This is a genomic window from Paractinoplanes durhamensis, from assembly GCF_016862175.1.
Taxonomy (GTDB): domain Bacteria; phylum Actinomycetota; class Actinomycetes; order Mycobacteriales; family Micromonosporaceae; genus Actinoplanes; species Actinoplanes durhamensis.
This window is the reverse complement of sequence record NZ_BOML01000059.1, coordinates 195,149-212,888: the sequence shown is the minus strand read 5'-3', so window position 1 is coordinate 212,888 and position 17,740 is coordinate 195,149. Positions and strand designations below refer to the sequence as shown.

18 protein-coding genes are annotated in these 17,740 nt (G+C 72.4%); 6 read left to right on the top strand and 12 right to left on the bottom strand.

Annotated features, from left to right (window positions below; all coding sequences use genetic code 11):
• The first annotated feature begins 73 nt into the window (after positions 1–73).
• Positions 74–1,813: a helix-turn-helix transcriptional regulator gene (locus Adu01nite_RS37600; RefSeq protein WP_203734065.1), complete on the top strand. Its 1,740-nt coding sequence runs from the start codon at positions 74–76 to the stop codon at positions 1,811–1,813.
• Here Adu01nite_RS37600 and Adu01nite_RS37595 read toward each other — a convergent pair.
• The 4 genes from Adu01nite_RS37595 to Adu01nite_RS48640 all read right to left on the bottom strand — a co-directional run bounded on the left by Adu01nite_RS37595 (position 1,745) and on the right by Adu01nite_RS48640 (position 5,753).
• Entirely contained in the window at positions 1,745–2,287 is a 543-nt protein-coding gene (locus Adu01nite_RS37595; protein ID WP_203734064.1) for a flavin reductase family protein, read from the bottom strand. The two genes, Adu01nite_RS37600 and Adu01nite_RS37595, sit on opposite strands and share 69 nt — an antisense overlap.
• Positions 2,284–4,347 (bottom strand): tetratricopeptide repeat protein, encoded by a 2,064-nt coding sequence (locus tag Adu01nite_RS37590; RefSeq protein ID WP_203734063.1) that lies wholly within the window; start codon positions 4,345–4,347, stop codon positions 2,284–2,286. Before Adu01nite_RS37590 ends, Adu01nite_RS37595 begins: the two co-directional genes overlap by 4 nt.
• A gap of 16 nt (positions 4,348–4,363) precedes the next feature.
• Positions 4,364–5,560: a hypothetical protein gene (locus tag Adu01nite_RS37585; protein WP_203734062.1), complete on the bottom strand. Its 1,197-nt coding sequence runs from the start codon at positions 5,558–5,560 to the stop codon at positions 4,364–4,366.
• 67 nt (positions 5,561–5,627) lie between these two features.
• Positions 5,628–5,753 carry a hypothetical protein gene (locus tag Adu01nite_RS48640; protein ID WP_275414747.1) on the bottom strand — a complete coding sequence of 42 codons (126 nt, stop codon included), beginning with the start codon at positions 5,751–5,753 and terminating at the stop codon, positions 5,628–5,630.
• Between the two features lie 116 nt (positions 5,754–5,869).
• Between Adu01nite_RS48640 and Adu01nite_RS37580 the strand changes: the two genes are divergently transcribed.
• The gene (locus tag Adu01nite_RS37580) at positions 5,870–6,331 is read left to right on the top strand and encodes a DUF8821 family protein (protein ID WP_203734061.1); all 462 of its coding nucleotides are present in this window, start codon (positions 5,870–5,872) and stop codon (positions 6,329–6,331) included.
• A 12-nt stretch (positions 6,332–6,343) separates the two neighbouring features.
• Here Adu01nite_RS37580 and Adu01nite_RS37575 read toward each other — a convergent pair whose 3' ends face one another.
• Both Adu01nite_RS37575 and Adu01nite_RS37570 read right to left on the bottom strand, forming a co-directional pair.
• Positions 6,344–6,982 carry a hypothetical protein gene (locus Adu01nite_RS37575; protein ID WP_239133000.1) on the bottom strand — a complete coding sequence of 213 codons (639 nt, stop codon included), beginning with the start codon at positions 6,980–6,982 and terminating at the stop codon, positions 6,344–6,346.
• Positions 6,983–6,991: 9 nt separating this feature from the next.
• Complete coding sequence (locus Adu01nite_RS37570; protein WP_203734060.1) at positions 6,992–8,653, bottom strand: serine/threonine-protein kinase; 1,662 nt, start codon at positions 8,651–8,653, stop codon at positions 6,992–6,994.
• A gap of 367 nt (positions 8,654–9,020) precedes the next feature.
• Between Adu01nite_RS37570 and Adu01nite_RS37565 the strand changes: the two genes are divergently transcribed.
• Positions 9,021–10,211 carry a glycosyltransferase 87 family protein gene (locus tag Adu01nite_RS37565; protein ID WP_203734059.1) on the top strand — a complete coding sequence of 397 codons (1,191 nt, stop codon included), beginning with the start codon at positions 9,021–9,023 and terminating at the stop codon, positions 10,209–10,211.
• On the opposite strand, the gene Adu01nite_RS37560 is transcribed toward Adu01nite_RS37565, so the two are convergent.
• Both Adu01nite_RS37560 and Adu01nite_RS37555 read right to left on the bottom strand, forming a co-directional pair.
• Positions 10,170–11,153, bottom strand: a complete 984-nt coding sequence (locus Adu01nite_RS37560) for an ABC-2 membrane transporter-related protein (protein ID WP_203734058.1) — start codon at positions 11,151–11,153, stop codon at positions 10,170–10,172. The two genes, Adu01nite_RS37565 and Adu01nite_RS37560, sit on opposite strands and share 42 nt — an antisense overlap.
• A complete protein-coding gene (locus tag Adu01nite_RS37555) occupies positions 11,150–11,857 on the bottom strand; it encodes an ATP-binding cassette domain-containing protein (RefSeq protein WP_203734057.1) in 708 nt (235 codons plus the stop codon). Before Adu01nite_RS37555 ends, Adu01nite_RS37560 begins: the two co-directional genes overlap by 4 nt.
• An 89-nt stretch (positions 11,858–11,946) precedes the next feature.
• On the opposite strand from Adu01nite_RS37555, the gene Adu01nite_RS37550 reads away from it, so the two are divergent.
• Positions 11,947–12,606 carry a response regulator transcription factor gene (locus Adu01nite_RS37550; protein ID WP_203734056.1) on the top strand — a complete coding sequence of 220 codons (660 nt, stop codon included), beginning with the start codon at positions 11,947–11,949 and terminating at the stop codon, positions 12,604–12,606.
• 10 nt (positions 12,607–12,616) lie between these two features.
• Positions 12,617–13,624, top strand: coding sequence for a sensor histidine kinase (locus Adu01nite_RS37545; protein WP_203734055.1), 1,008 nt, complete (start codon positions 12,617–12,619; stop codon positions 13,622–13,624).
• On the opposite strand, the gene Adu01nite_RS37540 is transcribed toward Adu01nite_RS37545, so the two are convergent.
• On the bottom strand, positions 13,621–14,043 hold the full coding sequence (locus tag Adu01nite_RS37540) for an SRPBCC family protein (RefSeq protein ID WP_203734054.1): 423 nt from the start codon (positions 14,041–14,043) through the stop codon (positions 13,621–13,623). The two genes, Adu01nite_RS37545 and Adu01nite_RS37540, sit on opposite strands and share 4 nt — an antisense overlap.
• A 23-nt stretch (positions 14,044–14,066) precedes the next feature.
• Here Adu01nite_RS37540 and Adu01nite_RS37535 point away from each other — a divergent pair, with 23 nt between their 5' ends.
• Positions 14,067–14,600, top strand: coding sequence for a TetR/AcrR family transcriptional regulator (locus Adu01nite_RS37535; RefSeq protein ID WP_203734053.1), 534 nt, complete (start codon positions 14,067–14,069; stop codon positions 14,598–14,600).
• On the opposite strand, the gene Adu01nite_RS37530 is transcribed toward Adu01nite_RS37535, so the two are convergent.
• The 3 genes from Adu01nite_RS37530 to Adu01nite_RS37520 are packed head-to-tail and all read right to left on the bottom strand — an operon-like array spanning position 14,597 to position 17,479.
• On the bottom strand, positions 14,597–15,199 hold the full coding sequence (locus Adu01nite_RS37530; protein ID WP_203734052.1) for a nitroreductase family protein: 603 nt from the start codon (positions 15,197–15,199) through the stop codon (positions 14,597–14,599). The two genes, Adu01nite_RS37535 and Adu01nite_RS37530, sit on opposite strands and share 4 nt — an antisense overlap.
• Positions 15,200–15,224: 25 nt before the next feature.
• The gene (locus tag Adu01nite_RS37525) at positions 15,225–16,613 is read right to left on the bottom strand and encodes a hypothetical protein (protein ID WP_203734051.1); all 1,389 of its coding nucleotides are present in this window, start codon (positions 16,611–16,613) and stop codon (positions 15,225–15,227) included.
• A 26-nt stretch (positions 16,614–16,639) separates the two neighbouring features.
• Positions 16,640–17,479, bottom strand: coding sequence for an NAD-dependent epimerase/dehydratase family protein (locus tag Adu01nite_RS37520; RefSeq protein WP_203734050.1), 840 nt, complete (start codon positions 17,477–17,479; stop codon positions 16,640–16,642).
• Between the last annotated feature and the right edge of the window lie 261 nt (positions 17,480–17,740).

The window sequence follows — 17,740 nt, the reverse complement described above, 5'->3', positions numbered from 1 at the left end:
ACACGGATGTGACCCCGCTGCCCCCGGCGGCACGGTGTCGGGAGTCCGCGCCACCGACCGTGAGGGGCACACCATGGCCGAATGGCCACTGACCGGCCGGGTCGGTGAACTCGCCGCGATCGAGGCCGCCTTCCGCCGCCCGCACCTGACCGGCGTGCTGCTCACCGGCGCGTGGGGCGTCGGCAAGAGCCGGCTGGCGCAGGAGGCGGCCGCCCAGCTGGCCCCGGCGGAACGGGTCACCGCGTGCCGGGCGTTGCAGACGATCCCGTACGGCGCGATCACCCACCTGTCCCCCGGCCCCGGCGACGGGCGCGCCCTGCTGTCCCGGTTGATCGCGAGGTTCCGCGGGCCGGCCCGGACGGTGCTGGTCGTGGACGACGTGCACTTCCTCGACGACGCGTCGGACGCGCTGCTCGCGCAGTTGGTGACCGCGTGCCCGGTGTTCCTGATCGGCACCACCGGCGGCGACGTGCCGGAGGCGCTGGCCGACCTGTGGAACAGCGGCCGGATCACCGGCCTGCCGATTACCCCGCTGCCCGGGGACGCGATGGCCGCGCTGGTCGATCGAGTAGCCGGCGCGGACGCGATCGACCGGCACCGGCTTACCCGCCTGTCCGGCGGCAATCCCTTGGCACTGCGGGCATTGGTCGACAACGGACCGTACGGACGGTGGCTCGACAAGGCCGGGCCGGCCGCGCGCCAGGTCGTAGAAGTCCTCGCGTGCGCCGAGGCGATGCCGATGTCGCTGCTGGAGACCCTTGTCGAACCGGCCGCGGTGGAAGCCGCCGAGCGCGCCGGCCTGATCCGGGTCGACGCCGAGCGGGCCTGCCTGGCGCCGCCGCTGTCCGGGCCCCTGGTGCGGCGCCTGCTGACGACCAGCACCCTGCGCCGGGTCCGCGGCCTGCTCCCCGAGAAGCCGACCGACCACCCTGGGCCCGACACCGCGGAGTTCGAAGCGTGCCTGGCCCGCAAAGACCTGCACGGCGCGCAGGAACTGGCTGATCGCGGCTACCGGGAGTCGGTCGCGGCCGAGATCCGGGAAGCGGCCGCCACCTGGGCCGGGCTGCGCGGCCGGGCGGAAGCGATGCAGGGGCGGGTGCGGTCCGCCGCCGCGAGTTTCCGCGAAGCCGCGGCGCTGACCAGGAGCCGAAAGTGCGAATGGATGGCCGAGCTGGCCGACCCCTGCGATCACCCCCACACCGGTGTCCTGGCCGCACGGATCGCTCTGCGCCGGGCATGGTCGCACGCCGCCCGGGGCGAGATCGGGCGTGCGATCGAGTGTTGCCTGGCCGCGGCCACGGAGAAGGAAGCGGAGGCGACCGCGCTCTACGACGCCGCCCGGCTGGGTGCGGCGAGCGCGGTGCACGCCCGGCTGGCGGAGTTGGGGCATGCGGACGAGGCGATGGCGGCCCGGGCCCTGGCCCGGCGCGACGCGGACGCCCTCGGCCGGGCCACCGACGCCTTCGAACAGCAGGGCCGCCTGCTGCTGGCCGCGGAGACCGCCACCGCCGCGGCCCACGCCCACCGCCGCGCCGGCCACCACAAGCCCGCGACCCTGTTCCAGGAGCGGGCCGAGGCCCTGGCCCAGCGCTGCGAGGGCGCCCGCACCCCGCTGCTGGATCAGGGCCGGCTGCCGTCCCAGCTGACCACCCGCGAACGCGAGGTGGTGCTGCTGGCCCCGTCGCTGACCAGCCCGCAGATCGCCGCCCGGCTGGGTCTGTCGCCGCGAACGGTCTCCAACTATCTACAGAGCGCCTACGACAAGCTCGGCCTGGCCGGACGAGCCGAGCTCCGCGTCCTGCTCGGCACCTGAAAGCGCGCCTGACAGCCGGTGGTAGCGGCGCCCGTGATAGACCAGCGACCCGCCGGTCCCGGGCCGCACGTCCTCGACCGAGCCGATGACGATGGTGTGGTCGCCCGCCTCGACCAGCCGGGACCGCCCGCACACCAGCCAGCACGCCGCCGCGCCGACCGCCGGGATGCCGCCGACCGGCACGATGCCGCGGGCGAACCGGCCGGCCGCGGCCCCGGCGAACTGCTCGGCAACGGCCCGCTGCCCGGCGCCGAGGATGCTGATGCAGAAGCGGTCGCTGCCGCACAACGGCCGGTGCACGCCGGTGCCGCGCCCGACCGCGAACATCACCAGCGGCGGATCGAGGGAGAGCGAGACCACCGACCCGAGGGTCGCGCCGTGCCACCCGCCGGCCTGGTCGACCATGCTGACCACCGCGACCGGCATGGCCAGGCAGGCCATCGCGTCCCGAAAGTCCTGCGGGCTGACGGTCATGACGACACCAGGCACAGGGCACGGCGGCGGAGCAGCTCCGGACGATCGGCGTCGGGCAGCTCGAGCGCCGCGTCGAAGTCGGCCAGCGCGGCCGCGGTGTCCGCCCGGGCCGCATGCGCGATCCCGCGGTTGAGCAGCAGGTCCGCGTCGGGCCCGACAAGTTCCAGGGCCCGGGTCAGGTCGTCGGCGGACAGGCCGGGTTCGGCCAGTTCGAAGTGCGCGACCGCCCGGTTGATCAGCGCGGCCGGGTAGTCCGGATCCCATTGAAGGGCGGCGTCCAGGTAGGACCGGGCCGAGGCGGCGTTCCCGGCCACCAGGTGGATCATGCCGCGCAGGCACAGCAGTCGCGGGTCACGGGGGAAGATCGCCAGCGCGCGCGAGGCGTCCGCCGCCGCGGCCTCCAGCTCGCCCTCGCCGAGGAGCAGCTCGGCCCGGCTCAGCAGGGTGTCCGCCTCGTCCGGTTCCATGTCGAGGACGAAGTCGAAGTCGGCGCGGGCCTTCTCGACCATGCCGAGCTCGGCATAGGCCGACCCGCGGTTGTGGAACAGCTCGACGAACGGCGGCCCCAGCTCGTCGGCGCGGTCGTAGTCACGGATGGCGGCCGCCAGATCACCCCGCTTACGGGAGATCTTGGCGCGCTCGGAGAGGTAGTCGGTGTAGTGCGGGTCGAGCTCGGACAACGTCGTGAACGTCGCGTACGCCTCGTCGTCGTGGCCGGTCGCGCCGAGCAGGCGGCCGCGGTTGTAGAGCAACTGGGACCGGTGCAGCACCCACTCGTCCGCGCCGAGCTTGGCGTCCACCCGGGCCATCGCGTCGTCGACCAGGGTCAGCGCGCGGGCCAGGTTGCCCCGATGCATCTCGATCAGCGCCAGCCCGTTGTCGTGGAAGCCGCTGTAGACGAGCCGTTGCCGCTCGTCGGCCAGGCTTTTCGCGATGACGACGGCGTTGTTCTGGAAGCCGATGGCCTTCTCGTGGTCGCGGGGCTCGGCGAACCGGGTGTAGATCATCGCCAGGAAGTAGCTGGTGGTCATGTGGGCGAACGGCTGGGCGTAGCGCTGCCGCACCTCGCTGCAGAGGGCCTCGGCCTCGTCCAGCCGGCCCAGCCCGAGCACCTGGGCGATCAGGATGTTGGTGAATTTCCGGTACGTCTCCGGTTCGGTGTCGGGGTCGGTGAGCGCCCGCCCCCGCTCGCTCATCGCCGCGGCCGCCTCCTGGAACCCCATGAACGTGAGGTATTCGGCCGCGGCCTGCAGGGCTTCGACCCCCTTGCCGCGCGGATCGGTGCCGCGCTCCAGGTGGTGGACGAGCGCGGCGACCCGTACCCCCCAGGTCGCGTCCGGCTCGAGCTCGGCGGCGCGCTGGTCGTGCATGGCCGCGCGCTCGGTGGCGTCGAGATCCCGATAGGCCCGGTAGGCCGCCGGGTTGTCGCTGGTCCCGTCCGACCAGACGTATTCGGCCGCCAGTTCCGCGCCGCTCCGGACGCGGGAGTCCGGTCGCGGCACGGCGTCGACGCGGTCGGCGAAGTCGGCCAGGGCGGCCTGAAGTTCGGGCTCGACGGCGCCGTCGCTGCCGATCACCGCCGGCCACAGATCCGCGCCGACCCGGCGGACGAAGAGCGCGACGAACTGCTGGGTCGCCGACTCGGCCCGGTGGACGTCGTCGAAGACCAGGGTCGGTGGCGCACCACCGGCCGCGCGCAGGCGCAGCGCGTAGTCGCGCAGGAGGGTGATCATGCCCTGCGAGAAGCATCGGGTCATGATCCGGCCGTACCACCGGGTCCGCTCGGCGAACGGCGCGTCCTTGGCCAGGGTGCTCGCCGGCGGGCCGATCAGTGCGCTCAGCTCCGGGATCGCCTCCAGCAGCTCGAAGCGGTGGGCATCGACCAGATCCGGCCACCGGCGGACGACGTCGGGCAGCACCGCCTCGAGGACGGTGTCCACCCCGGTGAAGGGTCCCCGCAGACCCTGGTGGCAGTGGGCGACGACCGCCCCCGCGGGCAATTCGGTCATGGCAAGCCGGTCCCGGGCCCGGGCTCCGACGACATGCGGATAGCGCAACATCCGGTATCAGTCTCCTTCAGCTGGCGCGCAGCCTCGGCTTGCGTGCCCGATGGTGCCGTCGCTTGCGCCACGCCAGCACGGCGGGCAGGACGAACTGGACGGCGAGAATGGCGAGCGAGATCAGCGAGTCCCAGAAGTGCCACGTCCCGGTTCCGGCCAGGACCCCCTGGACCGCGCGGGCGGCGTAGGTCACCGCGATCGGGACGGTGAAGACGACGGCCAGCACGACGGTGCCGGCGAACCCGAGGGCGATGAACCATCCGTACCAACTGCCGACCCTGCGGTCGCGGTCGGTCCACTGGGTCTCGTCGACCAGGCCACTCGTCCGGCCGGTGAGCCGGCGAAATCGGTTGGCCAGGATGGATCGGCTCGCGTCGTGCAGGTCGTAGCAGTTCAGCGCGGTGCTCAGGACGTAGTAGAGGTCGGTGCGCAGATGCAGCAGCAGTTGCCAGGCGAGGCGGGCGACGATCGAAAAACACAGAGCAAGACAGAGGCGGCTTGTGTACGCCGAGAAAGCGCCGCCGCCGGCCAGTGCACCCGCCGCCAGGGTGAAGGCGGCCGCCATCACCACGTCGATCAGCATCCCGGCCAGGAACGGCAGGTAGCGCTGCCCACGGCGTACGCTCAGCAAGCCGTTGTTCTTGGTCTCGAAGACCACGAAGTTGTAGCGGTTGCTGATGCCGAGCCGGCTGTGCAGGCCGAGGCGCTGACCGGCCAGGACGTGGTAGGCCTCGTGCAGGAAACTGAGCGGGATCGTGCCGAACATCAGCACGACCTGGACCGTGACCAGCGATGCGGTGAAATACACGTGCGAGGCGGCGGGCCGCAGATCCGGCCGCCCGGCGAGCTCGATCAGCGCGAGCACGACGACCGCCGCGTAGATCAGCCACGCGGGCGCGGAGAACAACGCCCGCCCCAGCCACTGGAACCGGGGCGCGGTGGCGGTGCCGGCGACCGCGCTGCCGGGCGAGGTGACGAATCCCAGGTCGGTCAGGGATCCCAGGAAGTCGTCGACGTCCACGGCTTCGCCGAAGTTCCGCTCGTACCAGGTGGCGGCCTCGGCGGCGGTCGAACCGCCGATGAGCCGCCGCAGCAGTGCGGCCCCGTCGTGCGGCAGCACCGCGTAGGTTCCGGTGTCGCCCCGGCCCACGACCACGTCGGCCCCTTCCGGGACGAAGCTCAGCGGGTGGAACGTGATGCGCCCGTCAGTCATCGGTAACCCCCCGCTGTCCGTACGGACGGCCCGGAGCGAACTGCGGGCCGTCCGTACTCGCCATGCGTCAGACCGCCACCCAGTAGCAGCTGTTGGAACAGAACGCGGCCGTCGTAAGACGCACGTCGCCGGTACGGCGAACGTCGATCTTCTTGGCCGTGCTCGCCTTCTTCATCTCGAGCGTGGACTTCATGGTTTTCCTCCCCCCGGAGTCGTTCGGCTCTGACAGGAGGAAGCATCCAAGAATGCCGGGAGGCCAGGTAGAGCAAGCCGCCTTACTCTGATCGCCCGGCGCTGTAGCGTTTTCGCATGTCTTACGTCGTGGACTTCACCACCGTGTCGACCGTCGGCCTGGAGTCGTCGCCGGTCGCGGACGCCCTCGCCGGCCTGCGGGCGAACGAGGCCCGGTACTTCAAGAACAAGTACGACCACGTCTTCACGGTCGAGCCCGCCGCCGAGGCGCAGCCGGCGATCGCGTGGGTGAGCGGCATCCTCGAGAAGGAGCGCGGCCTGGTCATCGCCTCGCCCCCGCTGGAGGCGAACACCTTCCAGGTCGAGAACATCAGGATGGCGTACGTCTTCTACGCGAGCGGCCTGTCGATCAACGTGATGTACACGGTCGACGACGGCGGGAAGCGCGCGGTCGGGTTCAAGCTCTCCGACGGGATGGAGATCCCGGCGGAGCTCGGCGCGTTCAAGTTCGCCCGGCAGAAGTCGAAGCTGGCCGGCACGATCCGCGGCTCATACTTCGTGATCAAGAACGAGCACTGAGGGGCCGCTCGGTCAGCGGCGCCGGCAGCGGTAGGCGACCTGCGTGCCGGCCTGCAGCGGCGACGGCTTGACGATGTTGATCTTGGCGGTCTCGATGGTGGTGCCGACGCCGCTGAACGCCCATTTCAGGGTGAGGGTGACGACGCGCTGGCCGCTGCCGACCTGCTCGGTGAGGACGGCGCCCGGGGCCGCGTCGGACCGGAACCACTGGTATTCGAGGACGCCGCTCCGCCCGTTGGTGTGCACGGTGGCGATCACGTCGACGGTGACGTCGCAGCGGGTGCCGGCCGGCTTCGGGACGGCCACCGAGACGCTCTCCACCTCGATCGGGCGGAGCCGCTGCCAGAGGTACAGCCCGACCACGATGACCAGCGCGAGGGTCAGCAGGCTGGAGAGCAGCGACACGACCCGGCGCCAGACCGGGCGCCGGGGCGGGGCGGCGGCCGGCCAGGCGGGGGCGGGCGCCGGCGTCACCGGCACGCCGGGCCCGAACCGGTACTCCTCGGCCGGGGGCGGTGGCTTTGCCGGCCGGGCGGCCGGCACGGTCGTATCCGGGCCGCCGAGGTAGACGGTGGGGACGGGACGGTCGATGGTCGCCCACGGATCGACGGGCGGGGGCATCGGCCGGCCGTCGAAGGGTTCCTCCGGCACGGCGTACTCCTAACCGGGGGTGCAGGTGTTGACGAGGGTCACGTAGGTCGGTTTCGACGACTGGGCCGAGTTGCCGGCGGCGTCGGCGGCGACCACCGTGATCGGGATGCGGGTGGATGCCCTCGGCACTCCCAGCGGGCCGAGCGTGCCCTGGAAGAGGCCCTTCCCGGCCGACTTCATCCCGACCGTCGAGGTGGCGCTGCCCAGGACGTAGGTGAAGCTGACCGTCAGCGCGGACGCGTCGCTCCGGTCGTCGGTGACGGTGACCGTGACGGTGCTGGTCTTGACGCCGTACTGGCAGCGCTCCCCCTCGATCGACGTCGGGCTCGCGCCGGCCCCGCCGATCATCGGGGCGGTGGTGTCGGGCGGGACCGTGCTTGTCGACGGCTTCGGCGTGGGGGTCGGCGCCTTCGTCGTGGTCGGCGCCTTCGTCGGCGGGGTGGTCGGCGTCGCCGGTTTCGTCGTGGTCGGCGTGGCCGAGACGGTCGGGCTCGACGAGGCCGACGAGGTCGACGGGGTCGGACTCGGGGTGGGAGAAGCCGACGGGATCGCCGGCGGGTCCGTAATGGTGGTCTCGACCACCGTCGGATCGGGCGTCGGGCTCGCCGGGCCGCCCGCGACGGCCGGGCTCCCGGCCGCGGCGTAGTGGTATCCGGCCCCGCCGACCAGCAGGGCCGCGACGATGGCGCTGCCGGCCAGCGCGATCCGCTTCCGGCCGAGGCGGGCCCGGGCCGGTCGGCCGGCCGCGGAGGCGCCGACCGCCGTCGAGGCGAGGCTGGTGGCGCCGCTGTTGCCGTCCGGGAACGGCCACAGCGCGGCGAGCAGCGCGGCCCGGCGGGCCAGCGCACCGATCCCGCGCTCCTCCCACCCCGGCCCGTACGCGCTGCCGGCCACCCGCTCCAGGATGTCGAGGAAGGCGGCGGCGTGCTGGGGCCGGTCGGCCGGCAGTTTGGCCATGCCGTACCGGAGGAGATGGTGCACCGCCGGCGGGGCCGGATCGGTCGGGATCGGCGCGTTGGCGTGCAGCTCGTGCAGGGCGAAGAGGTTCGGCCCGTCGTACGGCGGGCGGCCGGTGAGGCACTCGAAGAAGGTGGCGGTGGCGGCGTAGATGTCGCAGGCCGGCGTGGCCGGGACCCCGGTCCACTGCTCGGGGGCCATGTAGCGGGGCGTGCCGGTGACGATCGTGTCGGCGCCCTCGCCGATCGGGGTGGCGATGCCGAAGTCGGCGAGCTTGCTCTGCCCGTCCTCGGTGACCAGAACGTTCTCCGGCTTGTAGTCGCGGTGCACGACGCCGCGGGCGTGCGCCGCGCCCAGCCCGGCGAGCGAGCCCTTCAGCACGGCCAGCGCCGCCTCGGGGGTGGTCGGGCCGTGCTCGCGCAGCATCTGCCGCAGCGACACCCCGTTGACCAGCTCCATCACGATCGCCGCGCCCTCGGCGGACTCGACGTACTCGTACAGCCGGGAGATGTGCGGGTCGTCGATCTGGCCGAGCAGCCGCGCCTCTTTCCGGAAGGCTTCCCGGAAGGACGGGTCGTCGCCGAGGCCGCGCGCCAGATATTTGATCGCGACCGCGGTGCCGCTCGGGTCGTGGGTGGCGAGCACGACACTGCCCGAAGCACCCGCCCCGAGCGGACGAACAGGCGTGTAGCCGGTCAGCTGCCAGCCGCTCATCGAGCACTCCACCGTGAAGGGGCGGGTGTCGGCCCCCGCCCGCGCCGACCCATTCTGGTCGCGAATAGACCACAGTGGATCGGCGCAACGGTTGTTTTCGTCAGCCGTACGGGCGACCCCGTACCGGTTGCCGACTTTATCGGCGATGAATCGCCGTCCGCGCCATTTCGAACTCGATGACGCTTTTCGCCCCCGTCCTTTCGGCTGTTCCGGGTCCGCCATCGCACCGATAACTGCCGACCTGCGCCGTCGGTAATCTCTGCGTCGCCGCCCGGAAGCATGAGGAACGGAAACAGCAATGGCAATTCCCGTACGCGACCGTATTGCCGCCTGGTCATCGCGGAAACGCACGATTATCGGGACAGCGGTGATTCTGGCCGTCGTGGCGTTCAACATGGTCTACGCCCATCGGGTCAGCCTGCGGCACGATTCGTTCGACCTCCAGGTGTATGCGGGCGCGGTCCACTCGTGGTGGCACGGCGGCTCGCTCTACGGGTACGGCCTGCCGGACGACGGGCGGAGCTGGGGTTTCACCTACCCGCCGTTCGCCGCGATCATCATGGGCCCGATGGCGGTGCTGCCCTGGCCCGCGATCAGCACCATCCAGGCGTTCGCCTCGGCGGCCGCGACGCCGCTGATCCTGGCTCTGCTGCTGCGCTGGACCGCCCAGCGGCGGGTCTGGTGGCTGCCGCTGGTGGTCGCCGCGGCGGACGTGCTGCTGGTGCCGTTCGAGCCGTGGGACTCCACCCTCAGCTACGGCCAGATCAACATCCTGCTGCTCGCGCTGGTCGCCGTCGACCTGCTGGTCGCCCTGCCGCGCCGGCACGTCCTGACCGGCATCGGCATCGGCGTCGCGACCGCGGTCAAGCTGACCCCGGCGATCTTCATCGCCTACCTCCTGATCATCCGGGAGCGGCGGGCCGCCTTCACCGCCGCGGCCACCGCGGCCGGGGTCACGCTGCTGTCGGCCGTGGCCGCCCCGCACGAGTCGATCGACTTCTGGACCAGCAAACTCTTCGACATCCAGCGGATCGGCGAGCCGTCCTGGACCGACAACCAGTCGCTCAACGGCACCATGCACCGGGTGTACCCGCACGGCGCCACGATGTTCTGGGTCGCCGCCACCGCCCTGGTGCTGGCGGTCTGGCTGTGGCGGGTGCGCCGCAGCGGCGGGCTCGCCGACCGGGTCGCCGGGTTCGCGCTGGCGGCCATCGTCGCCTGCCTGATCAGCCCGATGACCTGGGTCTACCACCTGGTGTGGCTGATCCCGGCGCTCGCCGTGCTCTTCGATCACGCGGCGGCCCGGGACGTCCCGGGCCGCCGGCGCCTGGTCGCGCTGGTCGGCCTGCTGGCCGCCTACGGCCTGCTGTGCAGCCATCTGGTCTGGCACACCTATAACGGGCTCCTCGGTTTCCTGACCGCCAACCTGTACGTGCTGGTGAGCCTGGCGCTGCTGATCGGGCTGCCGCTGCGGCCGCCCGGCCGGCAGCGGGCCCGACCGCGGGGCGCGCACCGGCTAGGCCGTGCGTCGCAGCCGCTGGAAGGCGTATCCGCCTAGAATTGCCGCCAGTACCACGAAAATGGCGAACTCCCACCATTGGAAGGTCCAATAGCGATCGCCCGGTTGATAGGTGATCACCTCGTGGTATTTGTCGCCGATCCGGGTCACACAATCGTGCATCTGCAGCCGTACCGATTCCGGCGCCGGGCCGGCCGGGCCGCCCGGTTTCGCCGCGGTCACCGCCGGACAGGTCGCCCGCAGCACCTGATCGGTCAGCGGCTTTCCGGCGGCGTCGAGAATGCGCACGGAACGAACCCAGGCGTCGGGAATGTCCGGTGCTTCCGGTCGTAGCCGGCTCGGGCCGATGCCCAGCAGGATGTTGCCGCCCGAGCCGTAGCCGGTGCGGTCCGGGTCCAGCGGCTGGGTGACCACCGTCGGGGCGACCGCGAGCGGCCGGAGCCATCCGGTCACCACGATCCGGGTGGTCAGCAGGACGACCAGGGTCAGCGCCATGGCCGGCAGCGTCCGGCGGAGGACCAGGCCCGCGGTCACCCCGAACGCCAGGGCGAACACCGCGTATCCGACCGGCGCGACGTCGCGGGCGTCGAACGTGCCGTAGACGGCGGCGGCCGCGTCGTCGAGCGGTGCCGCCCACCAGGTGACCAGGGCGCTGAGCAGGGCGGTCGCCGCGACCGCCGCGGTGCCGGCCACCGCCAGCTTCACCGCCAGCCAGTGGCTGCGGCTGATGCTCTGGGCCCACACCAGGCGGTGGGTGCCGGCCTCGAATTCCCGCGCGACCAGCGGCGCACCCCAGAACGCGCCGATCAGAGCGGGCGCCACGATCACCACAAGGCCGAAAGCGGTCCGCGGCACGATGGCCTGAACTCCTGCCGCGGCGACGTGCGGGCGGGTCGCCACCACGACGGCGGCGACGGCGACCAGGGCAATCGCGGCGGTCCAGGCCGCGGACCGGAACTGACGCAGCGCCAGCCGAATCATGCGGCCCTCCCCAGTTCATCTTTTCCTAATTCGTCGAGCACCACGCGCTCCAGGTCGTCGAGGCCGGCGATCTCGGCGGCGAGCCGGACCCGGCCGCCGGCCACGACCACCACGTGGGTGCAGGTGTGCGCCAGGTCGGCGACCAGATGGGTGGAGAGCACCACCCCGGTGCCGGTGGCGGTCGCCGCCGCCACGGTCTCGTCCAGGAACGCGCGGCGGGCGAGCGGATCCAGGCTGGCCACCGGCTCGTCGAGGACCAGCAGGTCGGGGCGTTTCGACAGGGCGAGGGTGAGGGCCAGCTGGGCGCGCTGGCCGCCGGAGAGCCGGCCGGCCCGCAGCCGGGGCGACAGGCCGAGCCGGGCCACCCGCTCCCCCGCCGCGGCCGCGTCCCAGCGCCGGGGATTGAGCCCCGCGCCCAGCGCGAGGTGGTCGGCGACGGTCAGCCCGGCGTAGGTCGGGGCGTCCTGCGCGACGAACCCGACCCGGCCGGACCGCATCGCCGCGTCCGGGCGGCCGCCGAGGACCCGGACCGCACCGGCGGTCGGGGTCAGCAGGCCGACGATCAGCTGCAGCAGGGTGGTCTTGCCGGCGCCGTTCGGCCCGACCAGGCCGACGATCGCGCCCTCGGGCACGGCGAGGGTGCAGTCGCGCAACGCCCACCGTCGCCGGTATCTCTTCGCGAGTGTCTCGGTCTCCAGGATCATGCCGCGGATTTCTACGCGGGAGCCGGTGACAGCCCGGTGACAAGCGACCGTCACCCCGCTGTCACCCGCGCGCTGGCATGCTGGGCCGCATGCGCGTGCTGGTCGTCGAGGATCACGAGCTGCTCGCCCGGACGATCGGGGCCGGGCTGCGCCGCGAGGGCTTCGCCGTGGACGTCGTCACCGACGGCGACAGGGCACTGCAAAACCTCGACCTCATTCCGTACGACGTCCTGGTGCTCGACCGTGACCTGCCGACCATCTCCGGCGACGACGTGTGCCGGCAGGCCGGTGCGCACGGGCTGCCGGCCCGGATCCTGATGCTCACCGCTGCGGGCACGCTGTCCGACCGGGTCCACGGTCTCGACCTGGGCGCCGACGACTACCTGACCAAGCCGTTCGACTTTCCCGAGCTCGTCGCCCGGATCCGGGCGCTGGCCCGCCGGGCCGTCCCGCCGATACCGCCGGTGCTGCGCTGCGCGGACGTCGAGCTGGATCCGGCCCGCCGCACCGTCACCCGCGCGGGCCGGCCGGTGCCGCTGAGCCCGAAGGAGTTCGCGGTGCTGGCCCACCTGCTCACCCGGCCCGGCGTGGTGGTGTCCACCGAGGAGCTGCTCGACCACGTCTGGGACGAGGCCGCCAACCCGTTCACCACCACGGTCAAGACCACGCTCGGCCGGCTCCGGGCGAAACTCGGCGAGCCGCCGATCATCACGACGGTCCGGGAGGGCGGCTACCGTGCCGGCGATTGACAAACCACGATTGCGTACGCGACTCGCCCTGTCCTATGCCACCGCGACCGTCGCCCTGGGGGCCGTCCCGGTGGCCGTCGCCGGCTTCGGCACGTGGACCGGCCGGTCCACCCAGCCGTTCGGCGCGGCCGCTACCAGCACGGTGAGCAACACTCCGGCGGTGCTGGCGACGGTCGCGGTCGGGCTGATCGTGGTCGCGCTCGCCGCCGCCCCGATCGGCTGGGCGCTGGCCGGGCGCGCGCTGCGGCCGCTGCGGGAGCTCACCTCGGCGGCGGCCGGCGCCACCGCCGACCGGCTGCCCGGGCACGGCGAGCTCGGCCGCTACGAGGAGTTCGCCGACCTGTCCGCCACGCTGGCCGGGCTCTACGCCCGGCTCGACGCCGCCTATGCCGCCCAGCGCCGCTTCGTCGCCGACGCCTCGCACGAACTGCGCACCCCGCTGACCGTCCAGCGGGCCCTGATCCAGGTCACCCTGGCCGACCCGGACGCCGACGAGGCCACGTTGCGCGCCGTGTGCGCGGAGCTGCTGCAGGTCGGCGATCAGCTGGAGCGGCTGGTCACGTCGCTGCTGGCCCTGGCCCAGGGCGATTCCCGGGTCGCCGAGCCGGTCGATCTGGCCGCTCTCACCGTTGCCAGCGACACCGCCGGCCGGACCGTGCGCACCGACCTCCAGCGAGCCGTCGTGGCCCGGGCGGACCCGGCGCTGCTCGCCAGCCTGATCGGCAACCTGCTGGACAACGCGATCCGCTACAACGTCGACGGCGGCCATGTCGAGGTCGAGACGCGCACGGCCGGGGCGCACGCGGTGCTGTCGGTCCGCAACACCGGGCCGGTGGTGCCGGCCGACGCGGTCGAGAAGATCCTGGCGCCGTTCGCCCGGCTCGGCCCGTCGGGTGACGGCAGCGGACTGGGGCTGGCCATCGTGGCCGCCATCGCCGACCACCACGGCGCGGACCTGCGGGTGGTGCCGAACCCGGGCGGCGGCCTCGCGATCACGGTCAGCTTCCCGGCGGCCTAGCCGACCGCGGCCGCCTGGCGGGCGAAGCCGGCCGCCTCCCGGCGGAGCGAGGCCCGCATCAGGCCGCCGAACAGGGCCGACAGCAGGCCGGCCGCCGGGCCCTCGGTCTCCAGGACGAGGGTCATCCGGGTGCCCCCGTCGACCGCCGCCAGCAGGTGGCGGCCGGTCATCCGGACCCCCGCCCGGCTGGTCCGCCAGCTGAAATCGCGCTCCGGTTCGAGGCGCGTCACGGTCCAGACGGCACTGCTCTGCCCCGGCTGCTTGAGCCGGGCGGTGCTGCCGACCCGCAGCTCACCGGCGTCGAGCCGGTCGAGTCGCTGCACGGTCGGCAGGAAGGCCGGCCAGTCGTCGATGTCGGTGGTCAGGCGCCAGATCAGCTCGACCGGCGCGTCGATCAGAGTGGTTTCCTGGTAGCGCATGCGGTCACTGTACCATTTGGTACATGCCTGATTCCCGCTCCGCGTTGCTGTCCCGCATCCTCGATTTCGCGGCCCGCGACGGCCTGGCCGACCGCAGCCTGCGCGAGATAGCCACCGGCGTGGGAAGCAGCCACCGGATGCTGCTCTACCACTTCGGATCCCGGGAGGGCCTGCTCGCGGCGGTGGTCGGCGCGATGGAGGCGCAGCAGCGGGCCACCATGACGGCGCTGGCCGAGACCGCGACCGACCCGGCCGAGCTGATGACCGGCGTCTGGCGGGCCGTCTCCAGCCCCGAGGTCCGCCCGTTCGTGCGGCTCTTCTTCGAGGTGTTCGCGCTGGCCGCTCGCGGCGCCGCACCGGCCCCGGCCGGGCTCACCGCGAGCTGGCTGGACGAGGCCGGGCGCGCGGGCGAACGGCTCGGCATCGAGACCGACCGGGCGGCGCTACGCCTGGGCGTGGCGGTCTCCCGCGGCCTGCTGATGGATCTGCTGGCCGGCGAGGACCCGGCCGAGGTGGACGCCGCGCACGCCCTGTTCGTCCGGCTCGCCGCCGGCTAGGCCGGCTCCTGCCACCGGCCCCGGTGCACCACGTCGGCCTTGGGGCGGCGGCGGCTGCTGAAGTCGCGGGGCGGCTCGTCGCTGTAGCCGATCGAGATCGCGCCGATCGGGTTGTACTGCTCGGGCACCCCGAACTCGGTGCGGAACGTGTCGACGCGGTCGGCGGGGAGGCCGAAGAAGCAGGCGCCCAGGCCGGCGTCGACCGCGGTCAGCAGCATCAGCAGCGAGGCGAAGCCGGTGTCGATGTCCCAGTACGGCGCCGGCCACCACGCGTCGGAGCGATCCGTGTGGCCCTTGTCGGCCCGGGCGTACCGGTCCAGGTAGACGTCCTTGTTGGCGAGCGGGACGATCAGCAGGGGCGCCTGGACGTTCGCGGCGAACCATCGCTCCGGGTTCTCGGCGGGACGGGAGGCCGTGCGGAAGAGCTCGATGTCGGCGGGCGTGTCCAGCACCAGGAAGCCCCAGCCCTGGGAGAAACCGGCCGACGGCGCGCGCAGGCCGTTGTCGACGATGCGGTCGACCACCTCCGGCGGAACCGGCCGGTCGGGGTCGTAGTGGCGAACCATGCGGCGGTGCCGGACGACGTCCTGAAACTCCATCGACGCAACGTACCCGAATCCTTCGTCACCTCGATGCCCATAACTGTCTGATGAGGTCGGCGGGCAGCTCGGGGCGGCGGGCGGCCGCGTCCCGCATCTCCGGGGACGGGCTGGCCAGCCGGGCGCGCAGCTGCTCCACGGTGGGCGGTGGCTTCATCCGGGCGGCCAGGTCCTCGTCGGGGTCGGCGGCGAGCCGGGCGCGCTGCTCCTCGGTCAGGCGGCCCGTGTAGGAGGCCAGCCGGCGATGGTGGGTGTCGTCCGAGCGGGTCAGGCGGTCGATGAACTCGGCCGGCAGGCGTGGGTTACGGGCCATCTCGGAGCTGCTGTGGCCGGTCCAGGTCAGGACCATTTCTTCGAGTACGGGGATCGGCACGTGCTCGCCGTTCAAGGCGGTCAGGAACATCCGGACCTTGTAGTCCTCGTCGCGGGCCAGCCGCTCGACGATCTCGCGCGGGAGTCCCCGCACCTGAGCGACGGTCTGCCGATAGGAGCGGTTGCGCGACCATGAGTACTCGGCGACCAGCGCCATGTCATGCTGCCGGTCCCACAGCCAAGCCACCCGGTACGCCTCCGGTTCCGGCTCGTAGTCGATCTGTTCGAGCAGGTCGAACGGAACGTACGGCCGCTCGGTGAGCGCCTTGCGCACATACCGGTCCGGGTCGGCGGCGAGAATCTCCATCAGCTCGCGCGACAGGTCCGGATTGACCGCCACCGCCCGCCGCACCTTCGGGTCGTCGTCGGCGACCAGCGCCCGGGCGAGTTCGTCGTCCAGCGGGATCCGCTCGATCGCCGGCAACCGGTGCGGCTCGTCCGCCAGAAGCCGGGGCACCTGCTCCGCCGGCGGCCGGAACCGGTCGGACTCCAGCGCCCGCCGCCGCTGCTCGTCGTTCCCCGCGGTGAGCAGGCGTTCGTAGGCGGCCCGCGCCTCGCCCTCCTCGCCGAACGCGAGCAGGACCCGGTCCCGGAGCTTCGCGTTGCGGCGGCCGACCTCCCGCTTGACGTGCACCGGAGCCTCTTCGCTGCCGAGCAGCTCCAGCTGGGTGACCTCGTCGTCGTCACGAGCGAGGACGGCGTACGCCTCGGCCGGCACGTAGCTGCGGCCCTCGGGCACCCCGGCCACCTCGGTCGGCCGCCAGATCACCTGCCAGCGCACCTGGCGGATCGGGTCGCCGGCGAGCCGGACCAGCACCTCGTCGGGGACGAAGGTGGCCCGCGCGAGCTCGATCCGCACGTCGGGGTGCGGGCTGTCGGCGAGGATCCCGGCCACCGGTTCGAGGGATGGGCGCCCGATCCGCGACCGGATCACCGTGAGCTGAATGTCGAGGTCGAGCGTCTCCGCCAGCTCGGCCAGCACGTCCGGCGGGGTGGACCGGTTGGCGGCCAGCGCCGGTCCGATCCATCCATGGTCAGCCATGGGTGCCACCCTAGACGGGCGGCGCCTCACACGTGGTTGCGCCAGGAGTGCTGGGGAGCGTACCCAAGAAGTCGCTTTGCCTTTTCGATCGACAGCAACGTCTCGTGCTCGCCGAGCTCCTTGGTGATTTTGACGTCCGGGTAGACCTCCGCGGCCAGGCTCGCCGACGAGCGGCTCATCACGGTGTCGGCGTTGGCGATGATGAAGATCTCGACGCCCGTCCCGTCGTGGTCGAGCGCGCGGCGGACCGCCTGGGCGCCGTCGCGGGCGTCGATGTAGCCCCACAGGTTCCACTTGCGGGCGCGGGGGTCGGCGTCGAAGGACGGGAACTCGGCGTAGTCCGCCGGGTCCATCACGTTGGAGAAGCGCAGGCCGATCATCTTCAGCGCCGGGTTCCAGCGGCAGAACTGCGCCGCCATCGTCTCCTCGAGGTGCTTGGCCAGCGCATACCGCGACTCGGGGCGGGCCGGGTAGTCCTCGTCGAGCGGAATGTACGGCGGCGGGGTGTCGAACGGGATGCCCAGCAGCGTCTCGCTGGACGCCCACACCACGTTGGTGATGCCGGCCGCGCGGGCCGCGGCGAACACGTTGTAGGTGGCGGTGATGTTGTTGTGGAAGGTGGCCGCGTTACCGGTGATGCCCGGCGCCGGGATCGCCGCGAGATGCACGACGGCGTCGATCCGGTCGTACCGGTCGTCGATCCCGGTGAGCGCCTCCACGGTCTGCCCGTAATCGGTCAGATCGATCCGAATGTCCGGCCGCTCGGCCGCCGCATCCAGGTTGAACACTTCGTCGCCGCGCTCCCTCAGCCCGGCGACAACCGCCCGGCCCAGCTTGCCCGTCCCACCGGTCACCGCGATCCGCATGCCGCCAGCCTACGACGCTCGGCCCCGCCGAGGATCAGACAAACATGAGTAGGTGAAGGCGTTCCGGCATGAGTTCGGCCCGCCGCGGAGCCTGGGTGGCCGAATCCACTGGCTGTTCCTGCTCAACATGGCGTTCTTCCTCGTCTCGACCCTGGCCCGGGTGGCTGCCAAGGACGGCGAGGCGTGGACCGTCCGTGGTCACCACCGCCCTCGGTATCGCGGTCGCCGCCAGCGAATCCGACATGCTCGGCGTCTACCTGC